This is a genomic window from Pseudomonas sp. 6D_7.1_Bac1, assembly GCF_025465945.1.
Lineage (GTDB): Bacteria > Pseudomonadota > Gammaproteobacteria > Pseudomonadales > Pseudomonadaceae > Aquipseudomonas.
This window is the reverse complement of the sequence record NZ_JANLNW010000051.1, coordinates 269,260-288,993: the sequence shown is the minus strand read 5'-3', so window position 1 is coordinate 288,993 and position 19,734 is coordinate 269,260. Positions and strand designations below refer to the sequence as shown.

General features: G+C 58.5%; 18 protein-coding genes and 4 pseudogenes. 9 read left to right on the top strand and 13 right to left on the bottom strand.

Going from position 1 to position 19,734, the window contains the following annotated elements:
* Positions 1–21: 21 nt before the first annotated feature.
* Entirely contained in the window at positions 22–1,197 is a 1,176-nt protein-coding gene (locus tag NTD87_RS12880; protein WP_262114320.1) for a M20 aminoacylase family protein, read from the bottom strand.
* 236 nt (positions 1,198–1,433) lie between these two features.
* Here NTD87_RS12880 and NTD87_RS12875 point away from each other — a divergent pair, with 236 nt between their 5' ends.
* Positions 1,434–2,348, top strand: a complete 915-nt coding sequence (locus NTD87_RS12875) for a LysR family transcriptional regulator (RefSeq protein WP_262114319.1) — start codon at positions 1,434–1,436, stop codon at positions 2,346–2,348.
* Positions 2,349–2,354: 6 nt separating this feature from the next.
* Here NTD87_RS12875 and NTD87_RS12870 read toward each other — a convergent pair whose 3' ends face one another.
* The 6 genes and pseudogenes from NTD87_RS12870 to NTD87_RS12845 form a co-directional block, all read right to left on the bottom strand.
* Positions 2,355–2,630: an Ada metal-binding domain-containing protein gene (locus NTD87_RS12870; RefSeq protein WP_262114318.1), complete on the bottom strand. Its 276-nt coding sequence runs from the start codon at positions 2,628–2,630 to the stop codon at positions 2,355–2,357.
* Positions 2,627–3,238: a DNA-3-methyladenine glycosylase family protein gene (locus tag NTD87_RS12865; protein WP_262114317.1), complete on the bottom strand. Its 612-nt coding sequence runs from the start codon at positions 3,236–3,238 to the stop codon at positions 2,627–2,629. The genes NTD87_RS12870 and NTD87_RS12865 overlap by 4 nt, the downstream gene beginning before the upstream one ends.
* Before the next feature lie 162 nt (positions 3,239–3,400).
* Positions 3,401–4,441, bottom strand: a complete 1,041-nt coding sequence (locus NTD87_RS12860) for a DMT family transporter (RefSeq protein WP_262114316.1) — start codon at positions 4,439–4,441, stop codon at positions 3,401–3,403.
* Between the two features lie 25 nt (positions 4,442–4,466).
* On the bottom strand, positions 4,467–5,825 hold the full coding sequence (gene chrA / locus NTD87_RS12855; RefSeq protein ID WP_262114315.1) for a chromate efflux transporter: 1,359 nt from the start codon (positions 5,823–5,825) through the stop codon (positions 4,467–4,469).
* 75 nt (positions 5,826–5,900) lie between these two features.
* A pseudogene (locus tag NTD87_RS12850) lies at positions 5,901–6,160 on the bottom strand (LysE family translocator); the annotation flags it as partial.
* Between the two features lie 179 nt (positions 6,161–6,339).
* Positions 6,340–6,786, bottom strand: coding sequence for a winged helix-turn-helix transcriptional regulator (locus NTD87_RS12845; RefSeq protein ID WP_262114314.1), 447 nt, complete (start codon positions 6,784–6,786; stop codon positions 6,340–6,342).
* Positions 6,787–7,099: 313 nt separating this feature from the next.
* Between NTD87_RS12845 and NTD87_RS12840 the strand changes: the two genes are divergently transcribed.
* The 4 genes from NTD87_RS12840 to NTD87_RS12825 all read left to right on the top strand — a co-directional run bounded on the left by NTD87_RS12840 (position 7,100) and on the right by NTD87_RS12825 (position 10,520).
* Positions 7,100–7,972 (top strand): NmrA family NAD(P)-binding protein, encoded by an 873-nt coding sequence (locus NTD87_RS12840; RefSeq protein ID WP_262114313.1) that lies wholly within the window; start codon positions 7,100–7,102, stop codon positions 7,970–7,972.
* Positions 7,973–8,113: 141 nt separating this feature from the next.
* On the top strand, positions 8,114–8,740 hold the full coding sequence (locus NTD87_RS12835; protein WP_262114312.1) for an NAD(P)-dependent oxidoreductase: 627 nt from the start codon (positions 8,114–8,116) through the stop codon (positions 8,738–8,740).
* A gap of 120 nt (positions 8,741–8,860) precedes the next feature.
* Positions 8,861–9,226 (top strand): DoxX family protein, encoded by a 366-nt coding sequence (locus tag NTD87_RS12830; protein WP_262114311.1) that lies wholly within the window; start codon positions 8,861–8,863, stop codon positions 9,224–9,226.
* A gap of 748 nt (positions 9,227–9,974) precedes the next feature.
* A complete protein-coding gene (locus NTD87_RS12825; RefSeq protein ID WP_262114310.1) occupies positions 9,975–10,520 on the top strand; it encodes a DUF2867 domain-containing protein in 546 nt (181 codons plus the stop codon).
* Positions 10,521–10,812: 292 nt separating this feature from the next.
* Here the strand turns inward: NTD87_RS12825 and NTD87_RS12820 are convergent, their stop codons facing one another.
* Complete coding sequence (locus NTD87_RS12820; protein WP_262114309.1) at positions 10,813–11,061, bottom strand: hypothetical protein; 249 nt, start codon at positions 11,059–11,061, stop codon at positions 10,813–10,815.
* Positions 11,062–11,422: 361 nt separating this feature from the next.
* Here NTD87_RS12820 and NTD87_RS12815 point away from each other — a divergent pair.
* Together NTD87_RS12815 and NTD87_RS12810 are read left to right on the top strand one after the other, a co-directional pair.
* Positions 11,423–11,630: pseudogene (locus NTD87_RS12815) on the top strand (transposase); the annotation flags it as partial.
* Positions 11,631–12,149: 519 nt separating this feature from the next.
* Positions 12,150–13,517 carry an MFS transporter gene (locus NTD87_RS12810; protein ID WP_262114308.1) on the top strand — a complete coding sequence of 456 codons (1,368 nt, stop codon included), beginning with the start codon at positions 12,150–12,152 and terminating at the stop codon, positions 13,515–13,517.
* Positions 13,518–13,632: 115 nt separating this feature from the next.
* Here the strand turns inward: NTD87_RS12810 and NTD87_RS12805 are convergent, their stop codons facing one another.
* Positions 13,633–14,907 carry a flavohemoglobin expression-modulating QEGLA motif protein gene (locus NTD87_RS12805; protein WP_262114307.1) on the bottom strand — a complete coding sequence of 425 codons (1,275 nt, stop codon included), beginning with the start codon at positions 14,905–14,907 and terminating at the stop codon, positions 13,633–13,635.
* Positions 14,908–15,331: 424 nt separating this feature from the next.
* Between NTD87_RS12805 and NTD87_RS12800 the strand changes: the two genes are divergently transcribed.
* On the top strand, positions 15,332–17,785 hold the full coding sequence (locus NTD87_RS12800; protein WP_262114306.1) for a hypothetical protein: 2,454 nt from the start codon (positions 15,332–15,334) through the stop codon (positions 17,783–17,785).
* A 106-nt stretch (positions 17,786–17,891) separates the two neighbouring features.
* Here the strand turns inward: NTD87_RS12800 and NTD87_RS12795 are convergent.
* Positions 17,892–17,969: pseudogene (locus tag NTD87_RS12795) on the bottom strand (LysE family translocator); the annotation flags it as partial.
* A gap of 153 nt (positions 17,970–18,122) precedes the next feature.
* Between NTD87_RS12795 and NTD87_RS12790 the strand changes: the two are divergent.
* Positions 18,123–18,458: a hypothetical protein gene (locus NTD87_RS12790; protein ID WP_262114305.1), complete on the top strand. Its 336-nt coding sequence runs from the start codon at positions 18,123–18,125 to the stop codon at positions 18,456–18,458.
* Positions 18,459–18,711: 253 nt separating this feature from the next.
* Here the strand turns inward: NTD87_RS12790 and NTD87_RS12785 are convergent, their stop codons facing one another.
* From NTD87_RS12785 to NTD87_RS12775, 3 genes and pseudogenes are all read right to left on the bottom strand, one after another.
* Positions 18,712–19,002, bottom strand: a complete 291-nt coding sequence (locus NTD87_RS12785; protein WP_262114304.1) for a hypothetical protein — start codon at positions 19,000–19,002, stop codon at positions 18,712–18,714.
* Between the two features lie 141 nt (positions 19,003–19,143).
* Positions 19,144–19,248: pseudogene (locus NTD87_RS12780) on the bottom strand (hypothetical protein); the annotation flags it as partial.
* A 37-nt stretch (positions 19,249–19,285) separates the two neighbouring features.
* On the bottom strand, positions 19,286–19,705 hold the full coding sequence (locus tag NTD87_RS12775; protein WP_262114303.1) for a nuclear transport factor 2 family protein: 420 nt from the start codon (positions 19,703–19,705) through the stop codon (positions 19,286–19,288).
* Positions 19,706–19,734: the final 29 nt, after the last annotated feature.

Below are 19,734 nucleotides of genomic sequence, written 5' to 3'. Positions count from 1 at the left end.
TCACGGTTTGCAGGTCTTTGTTCAAGCGTTAAGCGGTAAAAAGGCTTCGGTCAACTTGACCCAATAGCCAGCGCCACGGATCAGGATGTCGTCATTGAAGTCATAGCGTGGATCGTGAGCCATGCAGCTCTGTTCACCGTCGCCATTGCCGATGATCAGGTAACAGCCAGGGCATTGCTGCAGGAAATAAGCGAAATCCTCGCTGCCATTGAAGGGCACGATGTCTCTCATGACCTCGTCTTCACCGAGCCAGTCGGTGGCGACCTGACTGGCGAACCGGGTCATTGCTTCGTCATTCACCAGCAAGGGGTAGTCGGCACTGTAGTGAATCTCGGCTGTTGCGCCGAATACCTCCGCCTGGGCGTGAATGAGGCGTTTTATCTGGCTCTCCAGGCGGTCTCGAACGGCGTTGTTCAACGACCGGACCGACATCAGCATGTGTGCGCTGTCCGGGATCACATTGGACGCCTTACCTGCGTTAATGGCCCCGACGGTGATAACGCTCATGTCCTGAGGTGAAACGTTGCGCGAGACGATTGTCTGCAAGGCCATGATGATGCTTGCGCAGACCACCACAGGATCGACACTCAGATGCGGCATCGCGCCGTGACCACCTTTCCCGTGAATCGTGACATTGACCTGGTCGGCGGAGGCCATGAAGGGCCCGGCCCGGAACCCGAGTTTTCCGACTGGGTAGCCAGGCATGTTGTGTGCGGCGAACACGGCATCACAGGGGAACTGTTGCAGCACACCTTCCTGAATCATTCTTCGGGCGCCGGCCAGGCCTTCTTCAGCCGGCTGGAAAATCAGGTGTACGGTGCCATCGAACGGGTGACCATGGGCAAGGGCGTAGGCAGCGGCGAGGAGCATGACCGTATGCCCGTCATGGCCACACGCATGCATTTTGCCGGGTATCCGGCTTGCATAGGGGAGACCGGTTTTCTCTAGGATGGGCAGCGCGTCCATGTCAGCCCGTATGCCGAGCACGCGGGGGCTGGAGCCTTTTTTCAGCGTGGCGATGACCGCGGTTTCGGCGTAGCCATGCGTGACTTCATACCCCCATTTGGTTAATCGCTCGGAGACCAGTTTGCTAGTCTCGACCTCCTGATAACCGAGTTCGGGGTTGGCATGGATATGTTGGCGGAGTTCGCGCATTTCATGCTCGATCTCTTTGAGTAGCGTCAGGAACTGGGTCATTGGCAGCGTTTTTCCTTTGTGACCAGGAGGAGAAACAGATCTGTCACCGCGCCACTTCCCACGCTATGGCTCACGGCATCATACGTTTCATCAAAATGCCTACGCTTTTTCTGATACGGTCTTTTGGTGATGCTGGAAGCCCAGGCGGCGTTGGTTTGAGCTTAGAGGGCAAAGGGAAGGGCCAATAGGCAATCGAAAGTGAACAAGGCAACCCAGGGTTAACACCGGCGGATACTATGAAGTTCTATCAACTCAATGCACTGGTGGCGGTAGCCGACGCAGGCAGCATTCGCGGCGCTGCAAAACGGCTCGACACCTCGCCAGCCGCAGTCACCAAAGCGATACAGAAACTGGAGGCAGACACAGCAACACAATTGCTGATACGCAATACCTCCGGGATTGTGTTTACCGAACTCGGCAAGAAGCTGTTGATTCAGTCACGCTTGCTGGTGGCGCAGATGGTCAGTGCCCGTCAAGTGTTGGCTGATTGCAACGGGGAACTGGTTGGACGCTTGTCGGTAGCGGTCACACCCTGGTTGGCGATGACGCTCATGCCCAAGGCAGTCGTGCGTTTTCGCCAGCTGTTTCCAAACGTGCAACTTGAGTTGCATGAAGGTCTTTCGTCCGTCGCCTGTCCGCGGCTGCGGGATGCGAGCGTCGATCTTTTTATCGGACGGCTTGATACCCAGTGTTCCAGCGCAGACCTGACCTATCTACCTCTGTTCACGGCCGATTGTGCGGTGGTGGCCCGTCAGCAACACCCTTTGTCGAATTGTCGATCCATGGAAGAACTGGCGTCGGCCGACTGGATTCTGGCCTCGCAGCAAGACGGGACGATGACGACGCAGGGGCATGTGCATTTCGCCCATTCGCTGTCGATCATCTTGAGCTTGCTGCGTGAAACCGACATGTTGAGCATCTTTCCATGGCCGCTGGTGGAGATTTGCGCCCAGAGAGAAGGCTTGTGCGCCTTGCCGTTGCGCGAGCCGGTCAGCAGCGCTTCAGTGGGAGCCATCAGCCGCAGCGGGCAACCCTTGCGGCCGGCGGCCGAGCGGTTTCTGGAGTGTTTGATCGAAACCATTCACTTCGAGATGGGGCATCCGGCCTCGCCTTATCGGCGTATGTTGCAGACCGTCGAACTCCTTGTCTGAGCACGGTTATCGACACCGGTTGAATCCGCAGTCTCCTTTTTTCCATTGCGCATAAGCCTGCGGTAAACACACTGCACAGGGTCGATAACCGGCGGCGCGGGCCGTGGCCTCATCGGCAAAAAACACCCGATGAGCGACATAGCCGCCACGAGCAATGGCATGCAGCGCAGCAGGGCAGTTCAGGCGACCGAAGATTCGCGAGCGTCGATGGCCACCCAATTGCCCGGGCTCGACGCTGTCGACCGGCTCGCCCTGAGCATTGAGCAACACAAAGCGTTTCATGGCTTCGGCACCCGCCACAAATACCAGGCCGCCACGGTTCTATAGGGGCTCCATGCCTGACCGATGTCGACCATCTGCTGACGGCTCGGCTGTTGCTCCAGACCTTTGAGACGGCGGTAGCCGTCGCGCACGCCAAAGTCGTCGGCGGGCAGGATGTCCATGCGTTCGAGGGTGTAGATCAGCAGCATCTCGACGGTCCAGCGGCCGACACCGCGTAGCTGAGTCAGGCGCTCGATCAGCGCTTCGTCGTCCATCGCCTGTGCACTGGAATAATCCGGAACGATCCCGTCCAGCCGGGCCCGGGCGATGCCTTGTATCGTCGCGACCTTGCTCGCGGAAAAGCCGCAGCTGCGCAGTACGTCGGTCTCACTGCTCAGAAGCTGTTCGGCACTGGGGAAGGTCTGCTCAGGAAACAACGCCAGCAGTCGACCGAGAATTGCGTCGCCGGCTTTCACGTGCAGTTGCTGGTAAGCGATAGCGCGCACCAACCCTTCGTACGGATCGCGAGCCGGTTTGGGTTGATGCAGGCAAGGGCCGATTGTTGCGATGTGCCGCGCCCAGTCCGGGTCGATGGCGGACAGGAATTGGCTGGCGTGGTGATAGGGCATGGGGGTTCCGGACAGAGGTTTGGGCGCTACGGGCAGATTAAGGGGCTGCCCGCAGAATCGCACCCGGTCTCTTGCGCTGAAACTTCACAGAGGTTGTGGTGCCATCAAGGCATTCAATCGTCGGAGCCGACAAAGATCTGTGTCAGGTTGCCTGAACGCACCTCAATGCCGGTGCCGGTGATGAATGTCCGGGAAGTGCGGATGGCTGTGACGGATCGCCAGATGCTGGTGAACGTGGCTGTGAGGTTCAGTGCCATCCCATTCGAAATCGTGTTCGTGCTGGTGATGTTCATCGTGAACATGCCGATGACCATGGGTGAGCGGGTCATGCTGGTGGTCGTGTGCATGGCTTTCTGTGAGATGAATCCAGACGCCAATGCCCATCAGCAGGGCAGCGATCCAGAACGTCAGTGACACAGGCTCGCCAAGGATCAGGATCGCAATCGCCGCGCCGAGGAACGGCGCGGTCGAGAAGTACGCCCCGGTACGGGCCGTGCCCAATCCGCGTAGGGCGAGCACGAACAGCACCAGACTGATGCCGTAACCCAGAAAGCCGACCAGCAGTGTCGGCGCAAGCGTGGTGATGTTCGGAAGTTTGGCCCCCAACAGAAGCGCAAGGCTACAGTTGACCGCCCCCGCGACCAGCCCCTTGATACCGGCGATGAACAACGCATCGGATGCCGAGATCTTGCGGGTCAGATTGTTATCGATGGCCCAGCAGGCACAGGCCAGGGCGACCGCCAACGGTCCGATCCAGCCTTGTGCCTGCGTCGAGTCGTGTGGCCAGGCGAGGAGTACACCGCCCGCGACGATGGCCAGCATCCCCGCAACGATGCGCCGATCAGCGTTCTCCTTGAACACCAGCCAGGCCAGCAGCGCCGTCAGCACCGATTCCAGATTGAGCATCAGCGAGGCCGTCGCCCCCGACGTCAGGGTCAAGCCGAACATCAAGGCCACCGGACCGAGCACCCCGCCGAAGGCGATGGCACCGATCAACCATGGCCACTCGCCGGCCGTCAGGCCGGTTGCCTGCCAACCACGGTCACGGATAAACCTGACGATGGTCAAACCGAGGCCACTGCCCAGGTACAGCAACCCGGCCAGTAAAACCGGTGAGACGTCCACGCCCAACAGCTTGGCCAGCGGTGTGCTGGCGCCAAACAGTGCGGCCGCGCTCAGGGCGTAGAAAATGCTCAGGTTCATTAGTGTTCAGTTCCACCGACGCGCATTAGCGCAATAGATGCACAGCCAAACCCGCGACAGCGCAGGCAATTAATACTTCAATAACACCGCGCTTGAAGCGGAACAAGGCAATCGCCGCGGCCATTGCGATCAGCGCGGACGGCCAATCGAGGCTGCCGCTGAACCCCTTGGGCCAGAGCACGTGGTAGCCAAAGAAACAGGCCAGATTGAGGATCACCCCCACCACAGCGGCAGTAATACCGGTGAGCGGCGCAGTGAACTTGAGTTCATTGTGGGTCGATTCTACCAGCGGACCGCCTGCGAGGATGAACAAAAACGAAGGCAGGAAGGTGAACCAGGTCACCAGCGTGGCCGCGACGGCACCCGCCAGAAACACCTGGTTGGCGCCGAACACCTGCAAGACATAAGCGCCGACAAACCCGACGAAAGCCACCACCATAATCAGCGGCCCCGGCGTGGTTTCCCCCAATGCCAGCCCGTCGATCATCTGTGTCGGGGTCAACCAGCCATAGTGCCCGACCGCGCCCTGGTAGACATACGGAAGCACCGCATAGGCGCCGCCAAAGGTCAGCAACGCGGCCTTGGTAAAGAACCAGCCCATCTGCGTCAAGGTGCCTTCCCAGCCAAACAGCGTGGTCAGGATCCCCATCGGCAACGCCCACAGGGCGGCGCCGATGAGTGCCAGCAGCGCCAGTTTCAACCCGCTGAACCGGGCATGCTCGGGGGATGGGGTGTCATCATCGATCAAGGCCGGGCCGAAGGATTTTCTGGCGGCGCTGTGGCCGCCGGTTCTGAACTTCTCGGGTGCCAGGCGGCCGCCGACATAGCCGATCAACGCAGCCCCCAGCACGATCAGCGGGAACGGCACATTGAACGCGAAAATCGCGGTGAACGACGCCGCCGCCATGGCCCACAGCCAGTTGTTTTTCAGCGCCCGCGAGCCAATCCGATGCGCCGCCTGCACCACGATCGCCGTCACTGCGGGTTTGATGCCATAGAACAGACCGGCGACCACCGGCACTTCGCCAAAGGCGATGTACATCCAGGACAACGCGATCAAGATAAACAGCGACGGCAGCACAAACAGCCCCCCGGCAATCACGCCGCCCCAGGTGCGATGCATCAGCCAGCCGATGTAGGTTGCCAACTGCTGCGCCTCTGGCCCTGGCAGCAACATGCAGTAATTGAGGGCATGCAGGAATCGCCGTTCGGAAATCCAGCGCCGCCGCTCGACCAACTCCTGATGCATGATCGAAATCTGCCCCGCAGGCCCGCCGAAGCTGATGAAACCCAACTTCAGCCAGAACCAGAACGCCTCCCGCAAACTGATCGCCCCCGGCCTCGGCAGATTCTCTTCAACGGTTGATGCGCACACCTTACTCATGGCACTCGTCCTTTATCACACACACACTGCCATCGCTGCTTCAAGCGCTGATTGTGCCCTGAAAATGCTACGAATTCAGGCTCGCCGCGCCATCAGCAACACCGACGCCGCCGCCGATAACAGCCCGGCGCAGCAACGATTGAAAATCCGCTTGCCGCGTGGCTCGGCAAACCAGCGACGCATGTGCAACCCCATGTAGGCGTAGGCGCTGATGGCGATCCATTCGAGACACAAAAACAACGCGCCCAACACCGCAAACTGCGGCGTCACGGCCTGCGTTGGGTCGACGAACTGCGGGAGGATGCGGTGAAAATCAGAATGGTTTTCGGGTTGCTTGGGCCCAGCTTGATTTCACCGCAGCCTGGTGGGTGGAACCGGCCTGGGAGGCCGCTTTCGACCCGTTGCAGGCGGTCGCGAGCGGCTGCTTTTGGGAAGCCCTGTCTTCAACTGCGGGTGCTGGTAGGGAGTGAACAGCGTGCCGGTTTGAGTTGGTCACCCTTGCCGGTTGGTGCTGTCAGGCGGCACCTTCGATCGAGCAGGAAAAGCCTGACGTGGGGGCATCACCGGGCGTGCCGTCAAAGCGGGCGCGTGCGGCATGGATGTCGCCATAGCAACGATCCGCCCAATCGATGAGGCTCGCCATCGGTTCCAGAAGCGATTGGCCCAGCGGGGCCAACCGATATTCAACGCCCGGCGGCTTGGTCGGAAAGACATGACGGGTGATCAGTCCATCGCGCTCCAAATCACGCAAGGTCTGGGTGAGCATGCGCTTGGAAATGTCATGGACAGCGCGGTGAAGCTCGCTGAAGCGGTGCGGTCGCATCGCGAGAGCCATGATCATGAGCATGCTCCATTTGTCGCCGATACGGTCGAGCACGTCTCGAACCGGGCAGTGCACGGATTGGGACTCGCCCAATGGATATTGGCTGAATCTTTCGATCGCCCTCAATGCGTTGCTCATGCGGAATTCCTCGAAATCTGCTGGTTACAAAAAACTGCCTCCTTACGGCACGCGGCAGCGGTCTCTATAGTAGACCCACCCCAAGTAATAAGTCCCCCGCTCACGGAGTCTCCATGTCCCCATCTGTTCCCGCCCGCTTTCTCGTCACTGGCTCCGGCATACGGGCGGATCACGCTTGGAGCGGCTTCGCCGTCTGACGATTGAGCGGGGCGATGGTTTGGAATCACTTACTCCAACTAAAGCGTATCGGTAGGAATTCCTGCCTGTTAGTTGGCCTTTACGTACAAAAATCCTAAAGATCAGGAGAACGCTCATGTTTTTAGTCATGGGAATTACGGGAAAAGTTGGCGGCGCAACGGCAAAACATCTGTTAGCGCAAGGCAAAGAAGTACGCGCGCTCGTCCGGAATCGTGGAAAGGCGGCGAAGTGGGCCGACGAAGGCGTGCAACTGGTAGACGGCGACTGGAATGATTCGGCAGCCATTGAGATGGCGCTTAGAGATGTCGAAGGCGCGTTTGTCATGTTGCCAGCTGAATGGGCGCCTTCGCCTGATTACAAAGAAGCGAAGGCTGTGATTGCAAACTACGTCGGTGCGCTTGCCCAGGCAGCACCGCCGCGGGTGGTAGCACTCTCATCAATGGGTGCGAACAGAACCAGCGTGCTGGGGATGATCACGGCCCTGTCGCTTCTGGAGCAAGGATTTCGCGACCTGAAATTGCCGATTGCCTATGTGCGCGCCGGCGGGTTTTTCGAAAGCTTCCTCTACGGCTTACATGTTGCCCAGGGTGGCACGCTCCCCGTCTACTACAACCCGACAGATCGGAAATCGACCATGGTCGCGACCAATGATATCGGCGCCGAGATCGCAGCGCTTCTGACCGGGCCGGCATGGTTGGAGCATCGTGTCATCGAGCTCGGTTCGATGGTCAGCGCGGATGAAGTAGCGACACAATTGGGTGAGGTCTTGAAGGTCGACGTCAAAGCTTTTGCTATCCCGCGGGCCGGGTGGCCGGCGGCGTTCGAGCAGTTCGGCATTCCGAAGGGCCAGACGGGACCGGCCGAAGCGATGTTTGACGCCGTCAACTCAGGCTGGATGGACCTCGGGGTCGAGGGTACGGAGCACGTCCCGGGCGCGACGTCCGCCCGCGATGTCTTCGCGGCGGCCCAGAAGGCCGCTACAGCGTAGGTCCGCGGATCAGCGGTGGAATGAGACTTTCGGAACCTACTCCGGAAATTCGCATCCCCATCGCGATTCTGGCAGAGAGGCCGAAACAGCCCGTTTCCCTGTGAACTGCGGCGTTCATACCAACAAAGATCGAGGTCGAATATGAAGGTTCTTGTTTTGGGTGCAACTGGCGGAACCGGACGGCTGATCGTTCACGACGCCTTGGAGAAGGGACATTCCGTAGTGGCGCTGATTCGCTCGAAGGCGCGCGCGCCCGATCTCCCGGGAGCAGGCATCATCGAGGGCGATGCTCGCGACGAAGGCGCCCTCATGCGCGCCTTGGACGGCTGCGATGCTGTCGTCAGCTTGCTGGGGACCGGCCTTAGCCCTTTCAGCGAGGTCAGCCTGCTGACCGAAGCGACACACGCGCTGGTCTCGGCGATGAGGCGCAGTGGTGTCCGCCGTCTGGTCTGCATCTCCGCCCTGGGGGTCGGAGACAGCCGCGGTCACGGCGGCTTCGTATTCGACCGGCTCTTCATGCCCTTGCTGCTTCGCCATGCCTACAAGGACAAGGGGCGTCAGGAAGCCGCGATCCGCGCCAGCTCACTAGATTGGGTCATAGTTCGGCCCGCCATGCTCACCAACGACTCAGCTCGCGGAAGTTTCAGGGCCGTTACCGACCTCGCCGGCGTCAACGGCGGGAAAATAGCACGCGCGGATGTCGCTCGGTTCGTGGTGGAGCAACTGGCGACTAACACCTGGTTGAAGCGGACACCCGTCCTCCTGTGATGAGGACGGGTCTCGTAGATCACCTTTTCCAGCCGCGGCATTCGTCGGAAATCAGCCAGCTTGTCGGTCAGGCAGTCACACCATTCCTCGGCAGCAAACTCATCATCTAAGGTCGGACAAATGTCTAAAATCTCCTGGCGCCAAGTCTTACCCTTAGCTCTTGCCGCTTTCTTCGTCGTGGGCTCACTCAGCAACATCTTCGCCCCGGGATCTATCTACGAGGAATACCTGAAATGGGGGTACCCGCGCTGGTTCCATTTCGTGACCGGATCGCTGGAACTCACTGCTGCCATTCTGCTTTTCCGGGCGCCGAGTCGCCTGTTAGGTTCGGCGCTCGGCTGTACTGTCATGTTTGCCGCCCTCGCGACCGTCATCATCCACGGCGAATACGGGCACGCTGTGCCACCACTCGTCGTGGCGACATTGTCACTTGTAGTCGGCTGGATAAGCTGGCGCAAGCGGATGGCGTTAGCCGAACCGAGCTGACGCAGGGATCTGCCTTTCGCGCGCTGTCGCCAGCACCCACAAAGCAAGCCTCCAACGGCCGCTATCGGGCAACTTGATGGACATTCCGACCGGCAGGTTTTGGCCGAAAGCAGTCAGTCGTGAACGCCCGTTATCGGCCAGAAGCTGCCATCTAGCAATTTCTCAGATAACTGCCGTTCGAGTTCTTCCAAATGCAGATTTGTTGCTGATGATGCAATCTTCACATACACCGTCGCGACATGGACTGGCGCCAAAGGTGTCTGTCTTACTCGGATTTTTATGTTTCCTGTTAAATCGGCCGATCTCCCGCACGCTAAGCCCCAAGCGGCTTGTCATCCGATCAGCGATCCGTGCATGATGGACAGGTCAAGCCTGTGAAATGTACAGTTAAATTTCAATATGCCGCTCTACACAGACATCGTCGCTTTTAAAGGCTCAACGTATGCTGCGCAGGGTAGCTACAGCAATTTCAAAGGGTTGTTTCGAGTTGGTCTGGAAATTTACCGCCAAATGCCTTGTCAGGTCTTACTCCGGCATTAAAAGGTGAACTGTCACAGAAAGCATATCGAGGCGAGTTTTCAGAAGTGCCGAATCGAAAGCACGTGTGGAAAAAGACTATCGACTTGAGTGGAGAAGAATTCGTCGTCTATGCAGTTCAGACCCCAATTTAACTTGTCACTCGACGCCGTCACGAAGCGTGCCGGTCAGCTCGGCGTTAGACCTCAGAAACGAACCATAGGCCGCATACATGTCAACCGAACACCATCACGCAACTTCTGTGTCGCTTCCTCCGGAGTCGGCGATTGCTAAAGCCTACGCATCGATGAATCTCGCCGACGCTTACTCGATCGAGCTTCCCACCGGAGCGTCAACCAATCCCGAATTGTTGGCGAGGTTCATCTTCGCTCACCAAGCGCCTTGGGTCAGCAGCCTCCTGACGGTTCGAGACGCGCTCGTAGCCGGTTTCGGCCTCAAGACAGCTAAGCATCTCGCATCACTGGATGCGGAGAGCGGAGCGGGCCGACTCGGCATCTTTAAGATCTACAGCACAAGTCCAACTGAAGTTGTTCTTGGAGAAGACGACAAGCACCTGGACTTCAGGCTCTCTGTTCTGTGTTCCGGTCAGTCGTCGCCGGGAGCTAAACGTCACTTGATTCTGTCGACCGTTGTTCATTGCCACAATCGCTTAGGTCGTCTCTATATTTTTCTCATTGCCCCGTTTCATCGCTTAGTCGTTCAGTCCAATCTTCGTAGTGCGGCACGGGTCGGCTGGCCGTCGGCGACGGAGGCGTAAGCCAAAGTCCAAATCATCATGCGCGGCCAACTGAGGTCTAACCCTTCCCTCAACCCGGACCGCAACCGAAGACTGCCGCTGCGCGGCATAGGTTGCGGCCTGTTAGCTCGGCGTTGAACGACAGCTTCCGGGAAGCATGACCGACGGCAAAGGGTCGATTTCTGCCAGTCGCCAAGGGCTGCAGTCGACCCATAGCGGTCAGCCGATTTAGAATCAAAGTTGCAGTGTCATCAGTGGTCTCCAGTCAGTGCCAGGCAATCAATGTGATGGCCTGGCGGTTTGAAAGTCGCCGTTATGGCTGAGCTAGTTCAGATATGGCAGCGGTGGGATCTTGTGCCGTTGTTGTGTTGCCCGGATTTAAAGTTTTGTTTTGCGTGTCGTCGGTTTTCTGCTGAGCCAGTTCCAGCTGGCCATTTGCTTGTTCCTGGCGCTGGGCAAACTTTGCATGCCACTCTTTCAACCGATCCGCACCACCTTCGGCAAATGCGGTGGCAGACATAAGACAGAAGAGAGGAATCAAGGCAAGTTTACGAATAGTCATCATAGAGCCCTTAAGTAGTGATCAGAATGGCAGCGCACCTTGCGTCAGCCGTTAGTCCTGCCAGTCATTCTGGTGGCCACTGATTAACCAAAAGTTAATTGCGTATTGCCTCACGGGCTCGCTGTATCTTGTTCAAGATATCCTCTCCTTTACCGCTCCATACGTAGCGAGCCGGCGCTGTTGGAAAGTTAATTTTTTAGAAAACAGTCGTGGCAGTTACGTGTGGTAGGGATTTAGCTATGACAGGTTGTCATATGCGCTGTGCGCTGCGGCAGAAGAGCCGGCTATCGGGGGGGAGGCGTCCATACCATCTGAAAAAGACTTACGTCTGCGATGAAATACCTATCTCACACGAATCGAACGGTTGGAACATGATCCCGGGAAAATGAAAGTCCGCCGGCAGACCGTCGAGCATCCTTTTGGGACACTCAAATACTGGATGGACACCACCCTTTCTGACCAAAACCCTGCTGAGGGTGAGCACTGAAATGAGCCTTCATGTGCTGGCCTATAACCTCAAGCGAATGATGTGCATCTTCGGTATCCAGGGATCATTTGGGTACGCTTAACGACACGTACCTTTCGAAACAATTGGGCGTTTTTCATGGCTTGACGGTCAGTGGTAATGAAATTACGGTATGCGTAATCTGATTACGAAAATTAACACTGGTAGTGTCAGAATTTCTGGAAAAGAGCCGTGAGCCACTGCCTACTCTCTATTTTGGAGGTGCCATGAACCTCGATTCAGGGGCACTGGTCCGGGCTCATCAGTCAGGTTTCTGGAGCAAACTCAGCAGCTAAGCCCCGGCGTACTTGGATATACGGCGAATCATTAGGTGTGAGTCAAGCGGGAACGGTAATTAGCCGGAGGTCCGCTGGATGAAGTAACGCCCAATCGCTCCAAGGAGCGAGGGTTCTTCATTGTCGATAGCAAGTGATGGCTGAAGTCGAAGCTGGGACGATTGCGCCTCTCCACTGAACTCTGCGCAGTCGCACGGTTTGAGAGTGCAGCGAATGCGAAATGCTCGTCGGAATGATGGGCGCCGTTGTTGCTGCACATAACCATAAAAACAATACAGGTACCTTGAATGCACAATCAGCTTGCCAGCTTCCGAGCTGCACTCGACGCCCGTCCGGTATCGCGTTATCAGTGGCTGCTCCTTTTGCTTCTGGCGTTATTGCTGGTGACCGACGGCTATGACGCACAAGTTTTGGGTTATGTAGTGCCCGCGTTGGCGCAGGACTGGGGCTTGGAAAAAGCCGCGTTCGGTCCAGTATTCAGCGCCAACCTGTTGGGCCTGACCCTCGGCTCGCTGGCGGTCACACCGTTGGCTGATCGGTTTGGCGTGCGACGGATTCTGCTGGGCTGCGTGTTGATCTACGCCAGTCTGACGGTGCTGATGGTATTTGCGGACTCCCTAAACACCCTGATGGTCGCACGGTTCATATGCGGCATCGGCATGGGCGGAGCGATGCCCAGTGCGATGGCACTGATGTCCGAGTATTCGCCACCGAGGCTGCGCACGTTGATGGTGACCCTCGCCGCTTGCGGTTTCTCGTTTGGCGGCGCCGCAGGTGGCTTTGTGGCGGCTGGCTTCATCGACAGTTTTGGCTGGCAAGCGGTGTTCCTCGCGGGTGGTATCACTCCATTGCTGCTGTTCCCATTTCTGGCCTGGCTCCTCCCCGAATCCCTGCCGCGCTTGCTACGCGATCAACCCCCTTATGCACGGCTGCTCAAAGTCACTGCGCACATGCTGCCGGACTGGCAGCCACCGGCGGCTTCGGTTCAACAGAATGAACAGGAACAGGGCAGCAAGCTGACAGTCGTCGAGTTGTTTCGCAACGGTTATGCACGGCCTACGCTACTGATCTGGTCGACCTTTTTCGTCAGTCTGATCCTGTTGTATTTCATGATTAGCTGGCTGCCAACGCTTTTGCTGGAAAGTGGCTTGACGCTCAATGAAGCCAACCTTGTGACCTCGATGTTCCTGTTCGCTGGCACCCTCGGAGCGATCGGCATGGCGTGGTTCGCCGACCGTCTCAAGCGCAAGGTTCGCCTGCTGTCAGCGGTGCTGGCGGCGGCAGCGGTCTGCACCATTCTGCTGGGCCTGAACCACGACAATCCGCGTTACTTGGTGGCGTTTGTGTTCGCTGCCGGGTTTTGTATTATCGGCGGGCAGCTGACCCTCAACGCCTTTGCCAGTAACTTTTACCCGGCTCATGTTCGTGCCACCGGCACGGGTTGGGCGTTGGGCGTTGGACGGTTCGGTTCGATTCTCGGCCCGTTGTTCGGCAGTATGCTATTGGCTATGCACATCCCGGTGCAGCAGATCTTTTTCCTCTGCGCAATTCCGGCGGTAATTGCCGCATTGCTGATCATTCAGGTGCGCTCGCCGTCCGAAGTACCGCCAGTGGATTCAGATGCACTAAGGCCTGTTGACGTTCCAAATGGGTAACCAGAGAAAGCCACAAGCTATGGCCACCGCACTCTCGTAATCTCTCTTCAGCTTGTCGTCTCGAAACGCCAATGCGCGGTAAAGGCGTTGAGGTGCAGTCGTTCACCAGTGGGGTTCAGGCACTGGCATCAGTCTCATGTTCGTCTGCGAAAGCCATGAGCACGTCCAGGTCGAGCACATCCAGCTTGATCTGGGCGATAAAGGTGGAGAAGGCCAGGTTGGCGGCGAGTCGACGCATATCGGCGGCCCAGGCCGGAAGATGGACCGGCTTGTGCAACCAGCCGGACTCGAACAGCGGCGCCAGGCGTACGGTATCCCCCAGACTGAGGCGCCCGGCGAACAGATGGCCCACCAGTTCCGGCCGGTTGTCGCGGATTGCGATGCGCAACAGGGTATGGACACCGAGCAAACCGGTCAGGTAGGCCGCATCCTTGGTGAACGCCGAACCGCCGCGCAGGTCGGCGCCGCGGAATACCCGTTGGGTCGAGCGGAAGGACTCCTCCTGCGACTGACCGGCAGCGAGAAAACCTTCGAATACCTGGATGAAATCGGCGCCATCCAGCGCTTGCTGGACCGCGAGCACGCGCAAGGCGAGGCGGCGCAGGCGGTTGATGTCCATGCTGCCGGTGAACAGCTCGGCCAGAGTGGCGATGCCCTCCTGAGTCTGGGTCGTGCGTGGCGCACCCAGGCCCAGGCTTTTCAGGTTGGGTTGGAGCGCGCCGTTTTGTGCCGTAGCAACATGCACGAAGGCCTCATGCTGCAATAGCTGGCCCTTGTCCAGTTCGGAGAACAGGGCGCTGGCACGCAGGCGGATGCGGCTCGCGCCGGCGATGGCCTTGGCGGCCAGGGTCGGATCGAGCTCCACCGTGATCCGTCCCGGGCCGAAGAAGCAGTCCAGTTCCGGCTGCATCCAGGCGGCAAAAGCCTCGGCCGGGATCTCGGCCAGGCTCGGTGGAATTCGGGCTCCGCCCAGAAGGGCGTCGGTGGTCTTGAGGAAAAAATGCGCCGCGTCCAGCATGCTCAGTTTCTGGCTTGGGTAGTAAAAATCCGGGCGCCGGTACAGCGCTGACGAGTACTGGGTGAAGGCCGGTGTGCCAATGGCGCCCAGCATGCGCCCGGCCGTGGCATAGCTGCGTGCCGTCATGGCGAGGTAGCGCCCGGCCGGATGCCCCTCGTCGCAACGGCCGGTAAATGTTTCCAGGGCGGCGATATCGGCGCTGTGTTCGCGCGGACGTAGCTCGACCTTGGGCAGTTCTGCTCGCCCGGCGCGCCAACGTGCCAGGAATACTTCCTCGACGCCATCCGGCCAGGACAGGGCTTCCAGCACGCGGATCTTGCGGGCCAGGCCGGGCAGAGCGGCATCGAGTTCGGACAGGGAAGCGGTGCTCACAGAGATCTCCTTGGGAGGCGAGGGGCAATCTCAAGAGCTTAGTCGTTGTCGAAGTACCGCATATATCCGGTTTTCCTCCAGCGATGCCTTCCTCTCGAAGCCTCTCCCGCAGGTGTCTGCCGATCACATCCATCACGTCGCAGGCATCGCACAACGGAATGGCCAGCGGCTTGGCGAAGTCGGCCAACACCATCGTGTCGCCCTCGATAGTCTTGCACCGGTCAGCGGTGATCGAAGCTCACAACGCCCGATCACTGCCCGGTATCTTGCATGCGCGCTGTACTCAACTATCGTTATAAATCCGCATACCTGACGGCGATAGCGACCCGAACGCCAGGATCATCCCAGTGTCTGTTGAATCGCCTTCCGTCCATGGGGCTCGCCGCGCAGCGGTAGTGTCATTGAGGCGGGTCAGGAGCGAAACATGGCAACGTCAAGTCGGCCCATCCGAGTCTTCACACTGGCATTGGCATTGTTTGCCATCCAGCCGATCCGCGCTGCGACACTGGACCCCGGTTGGCCGCGTGAAGTTGTCCGGGACGGTACGACCCTTACCTATTACCAGCCACAGATCGACGACTGGACGGATTTCAAGCAACTGACCGGTCGTATGGCGATCAGCATCATCCCGCCTGGAGGCAAGCCACAGGTAGGCGTGGTCACGTTGCAAACGCATACCGATGTGGATATAGACAGTCGCAACGCATTGTTAAGCAACCCGCAGATTGTCAGTACCGCGTTCCCCGGTGCGGACCAGGCAACGAGCCAAAAGCTGGATCAGCTTGTGCGCAATTTTCTCAATCCGCAGGCTTCGCTGACCCTGTCAGTCGACCGCCTGGTCGCGAGCGTGGAGAGCAAAAAAACGCCTCCGGTTGCAGAGGTCAAGAACGATCCGCCGGCGATCTTCGTGAGTTACGGGCCGGCGATCCTGCTGTTTGTGGACGGCGAACCGACACTCGCGCCGATTCAGAATTCAGACCTTTCATTCGTGGTCAATGCCAACTGGCCGCTGTTTGCCGACAACCCCAGCCACCAGTACTACCTGTTCACCGGGCAGTCATGGATGACATCGACCGATCTGAAAAGCGGATGGGCAGAAACGAAAGCGCTTCCCGCCACGATGTCCAAGGTTCCTGCCGATCCCACTTGGGCAGACTTGAAGCCTTACATTCCGCCACCTAAAGGGCAAAAAACCAAGGCGTCAGGAGTGTTCTTCAGCAGTGCCCCCGCTGAGCTGATTGCCTTCGACGGGCAGCCGGTCTATGCACCGATTCCCGGGACCGGGCTGGTCTTCGCCAAGAATACCGAGAGTGATGTGTTTGTCTTTTCACCGACCAGGACTTTCTACTATCTGACGGGCGGCCGGTGGTTTTCTGCGCCCGCACTTGGCGGACCGTGGACGTTCGCGACGAATCAGTTACCGCCTGATTTCGCTAAGATTCCGCGTGACAGCGCGGCCGCCTGGGTCCTCGGTTCCGTACCCGGGACACCGGAAGCCGCAGATGCTGTTCTGCTCGCACAGATCCCGACAACCGTTGAGGTGGACCCCGCTGCGGCGGCGGGCGAGGTCAAGGTTGCGTACAACGGCGAACCCGAGTTCCAGCCGATTGAAGGCACTGCGCTCTCGTACGCAACGAACACGCCTGACAAAGTGATCAAGGCGGACAATCGTTACTATGTCTGCACGAAAGGCGTGTGGTTCGATGCTTCGTCACCCGCCGGCCCCTGGCAAACTACCACGACTGTACCCCCGGTCATCTATACGATCCCGCCCAGTTCACCCGTCTATAACGTGACCTATGTCACGCAACAGGTCACCCCCAGCGGCAGCGTGCAGGCAAGCTACACGGCGGGGTATGTCGGCGCATTTATCGCCGGTGCGGTGGTTGGCGCGATCATTGCGAACGGCAACGGGTATTACTATCCGCCCTATATCGGTCGGGGACCAGGACGTTATCCGGTTTACTATCCACGCCCGGTGCCCTACGGCTATCACACGTACAACCCTTATACGGGCGCCAGTGGTGTGAGAAGAGGCGCTTACGGACCGAACGGCAGCGCGCAATGGGGCGCATCGTACAACCCGAACACCGGTACCTATGCACGCGGCGCGACAGCTTCCGGGCGGTACGGCAGCGCCAGTGTGGCGCAGGCCTACAATCCCTATACCGGCGCCTATGCGGCGACGCGCCAAGGCTCGAACGCGTACGGCCAGTGGGGAAGTTCTGTCGTCACGAAGGGCAACCAGTGGGCGGCGACGCAGCATACGACGACGGCCACGGGGTCGATCGGTACGTATCAGAATTCGGCAGGCGGCAAAGCCATTGCCAGCACGAGCGTCAACGGCCGCGCGGCGGCGGGCAAAACCGCGAATGGCGACATGTACGCCGGGCGTGACGGCAGTGTTTACAAGAACACCAATGGTAGTTGGCAGAAATACGACAATGGCTCATGGTCATCGATCAACAAGCCCACGCCAAAGGGCACGCAACCGACAGCGCAGAGTGTTCAACAATCGCGCCCGACCGGAAGTCAGACGGCCAGCTCCACCACCGCCCAACAAAGAGCACAGAGCCCTCAACAACTACGACCCACCACTACCCAGACCGGTAATGCTGCGACCGCTCAGCAAAGAACGCAGAGCAGTCAACAGCAGCGTCCGACGCCATCGACTCCGAACAGACCCAGTGCGGGCAATCCACAAAATCCTGCGGGCGGCTATAACAGACCCAGCGGACAGGTGCCAGTGAGTGAGTTGAACAAGGACATGCAGAATCGACAGCGAGGCGCAGCCCAGAGCCGACGCCACACCCAGACCGAGCGTGGTGGTGGTGGTGGTGGTGGTGGTGGTGGTGGTGGTGGTAGTTTTCGTCGATAGAGACCTTGCAGTGCAGTCGCGGGTTTGTGTTGGTGGTAGCGGTCTAGATACTTGCGACGCTTCTTGTCAACTCGGTCAGCCGTATCGACACCGCCAGCCCAGCTCAGGCCAACGCAATCATCCCGGCGAACGCCAGCAAACGCCCAAGCCCGGCCACACAGGACGTGCGGTAGCCATATCGGGTCCATGGCGGGCTCCAGAAGCAGGGACGGTATTTTTATCACAGGTGACGAGCGGGTTAGCTGATTTCAAAGGTGATACCAATTTGCCATCTCGTCCGTTAAAGTGTGCGCCGCTCGAGAGATGGATCCCGGGCTTTTCTCATGGAGTTACATCAGTGAAACACCTCAGCAAAGTGGTTGCCGTTGCCCTGTTCGGCCTGGTTTTGGCGGGTTGCACCGGCACCTCGATGAAGACCCAGCAGTATGACAGCAGCCAGTACACCGTTCTGGGTCACAGTGAAGCGAGCGCCACTGGCCTCCTGCTGTTTGGCTGCATCCCGATTCAGCAGAACAACCGTTTTATTCGTGCTCAAGACGCGGCGATCAAGGCCAAGGGTGGCGATGCAATGATCAACACCCAGGTGCAGGAAAACTGGTTCTGGGCGTGGGTCCTGACCGGTTACACCACCAAGATCTCCGGTGATGTGGTCAAGCTGAAAAACGTTCAGTAAGCGCAGTGCTCAGCCTGTTGGCGAGTGCGCTCTGACGTGAAAAAGCCCGGTTTAGCCGGGCTTTTTCGTAGGTGCTGTAGAAGGGCAGGTGTTTGCCCATGATCCGGCCCAGTGCTTAGCCCGTGGAGTTGCGCCAGTCACCTTGCAGGATCGGCACCCACCGCGACCCAGGTCATGGGGCCACGCACATCTGCCAAGCAAACATACAAAACTTGCGACAGCGATAGTGTCGTGAGATCAATCGAGGGGCGCGCTATTTGATCTGCACAATGACCGGACCTTCCGTTACGATCGGCGGGTTTGTGTGGATATTCGAGGCATTTTTCTGAATCCAGTCGCGCGCGACTTTCAAGCTCGCATCGGTGCCGACCTTGTCCGTGCAAACAGTCACCGCCGTACCGCCATCACCCGTATTGAGCAGTGTGTAGCTTACGAGGCCAGGCACTTTCCGCAGGGTAGCTTCGACGTCGGCATTGCGCTCTTCTAGAAGCTTGAAAAGCTGCTTTGCTCCAGTACCCAAGTAGGTTCTTATAACTGCATACATAGTCGTCTCCTTTGGGAGTACCGTCTTGACGCCAAGCCAGATCCGCTGATGACCGCTATCACTCAGGTTCCGGTTCACCCTGATTTATTCAGCTTAGCTAAACGTCGGTGACAAGCGAAAGGCAACGACCACCGGCCGCTACCCCGAAGCGGCATGCAACTCGACACCGTCGAAACCGGCCTCTATGGCCAGGCGCGCGGCCTGCCGGTATCCTTTGATGACAGCGGCAATCTCAACCACGCTCAAGCATCTAAGCGCTTGACCCAAACTCAATATCCAAGGCTCAGGTTGTCGATTGCTTGATTTCTGCATCCATCGCATGAGCCGCTCGAATAGGGTCAAAGTACTCGCGGATAAATGTGAGTTTTCCATTTTCCACCCGCGCGAACAAAACGTAGTCCTGCTTGTAGATTCGACCTGTCGTCTTGATCCGAGCTTCAGCTTTCACTTCAGCGACAGCCATGGACGAATCTGCAAAAGCGCTGATATGGAGATCAAAATAGCGAAAATCCTCAACGGCCCCGATAAACCAGTCGACATGACGTAGTACCTCATCACGCCCTGTCAATTTGGCTGGGTGTCCGAGCCCGGGTGCGTAGGGTAGTTCCCAAACAAGCTCGTCCGAGATGATCGATTTCCATTTTCCATGGTCGACGACAAAGGTGTCGAAATGCGCCATCAGCAGTTCCTGGGCGTTGTTCATCTTTTACCTCCATGGTTTGGCAGCCGGTT

Bases quoted from the DNA above. Each gene is read 5' to 3' on its own strand.
- NTD87_RS12880 (WP_262114320.1), bottom strand. From the start codon at position 1,197: ATGACCCAGTTCCTGACGCTACTCAAAGAGATCGAGCATGAAATGCGC.
- NTD87_RS12875 (WP_262114319.1), top strand. From the start codon at position 1,434: ATGAAGTTCTATCAACTCAATGCACTGGTGGCGGTAGCCGACGCAGGC.
- NTD87_RS12870 (WP_262114318.1), bottom strand. From the start codon at position 2,630: ATGAAACGCTTTGTGTTGCTCAATGCTCAGGGCGAGCCGGTCGACAGC.
- NTD87_RS12865 (WP_262114317.1), bottom strand. From the start codon at position 3,238: ATGCCCTATCACCACGCCAGCCAATTCCTGTCCGCCATCGACCCGGAC.
- NTD87_RS12860 (WP_262114316.1), bottom strand. From the start codon at position 4,441: ATGAACCTGAGCATTTTCTACGCCCTGAGCGCGGCCGCACTGTTTGGC.
- chrA (WP_262114315.1), bottom strand. From the start codon at position 5,825: ATGAGTAAGGTGTGCGCATCAACCGTTGAAGAGAATCTGCCGAGGCCG.
- NTD87_RS12845 (WP_262114314.1), bottom strand. From the start codon at position 6,786: ATGAGCAACGCATTGAGGGCGATCGAAAGATTCAGCCAATATCCATTG.
- NTD87_RS12840 (WP_262114313.1), top strand. From the start codon at position 7,100: ATGTTTTTAGTCATGGGAATTACGGGAAAAGTTGGCGGCGCAACGGCA.
- NTD87_RS12835 (WP_262114312.1), top strand. From the start codon at position 8,114: ATGAAGGTTCTTGTTTTGGGTGCAACTGGCGGAACCGGACGGCTGATC.
- NTD87_RS12830 (WP_262114311.1), top strand. From the start codon at position 8,861: ATGTCTAAAATCTCCTGGCGCCAAGTCTTACCCTTAGCTCTTGCCGCT.
- NTD87_RS12825 (WP_262114310.1), top strand. From the start codon at position 9,975: ATGTCAACCGAACACCATCACGCAACTTCTGTGTCGCTTCCTCCGGAG.
- NTD87_RS12820 (WP_262114309.1), bottom strand. From the start codon at position 11,061: ATGACTATTCGTAAACTTGCCTTGATTCCTCTCTTCTGTCTTATGTCT.
- NTD87_RS12810 (WP_262114308.1), top strand. From the start codon at position 12,150: ATGCACAATCAGCTTGCCAGCTTCCGAGCTGCACTCGACGCCCGTCCG.
- NTD87_RS12800 (WP_262114306.1), top strand. From the start codon at position 15,332: ATGGCAACGTCAAGTCGGCCCATCCGAGTCTTCACACTGGCATTGGCA.
- NTD87_RS12785 (WP_262114304.1), bottom strand. From the start codon at position 19,002: ATGTATGCAGTTATAAGAACCTACTTGGGTACTGGAGCAAAGCAGCTT.
- NTD87_RS12775 (WP_262114303.1), bottom strand. From the start codon at position 19,705: ATGAACAACGCCCAGGAACTGCTGATGGCGCATTTCGACACCTTTGTC.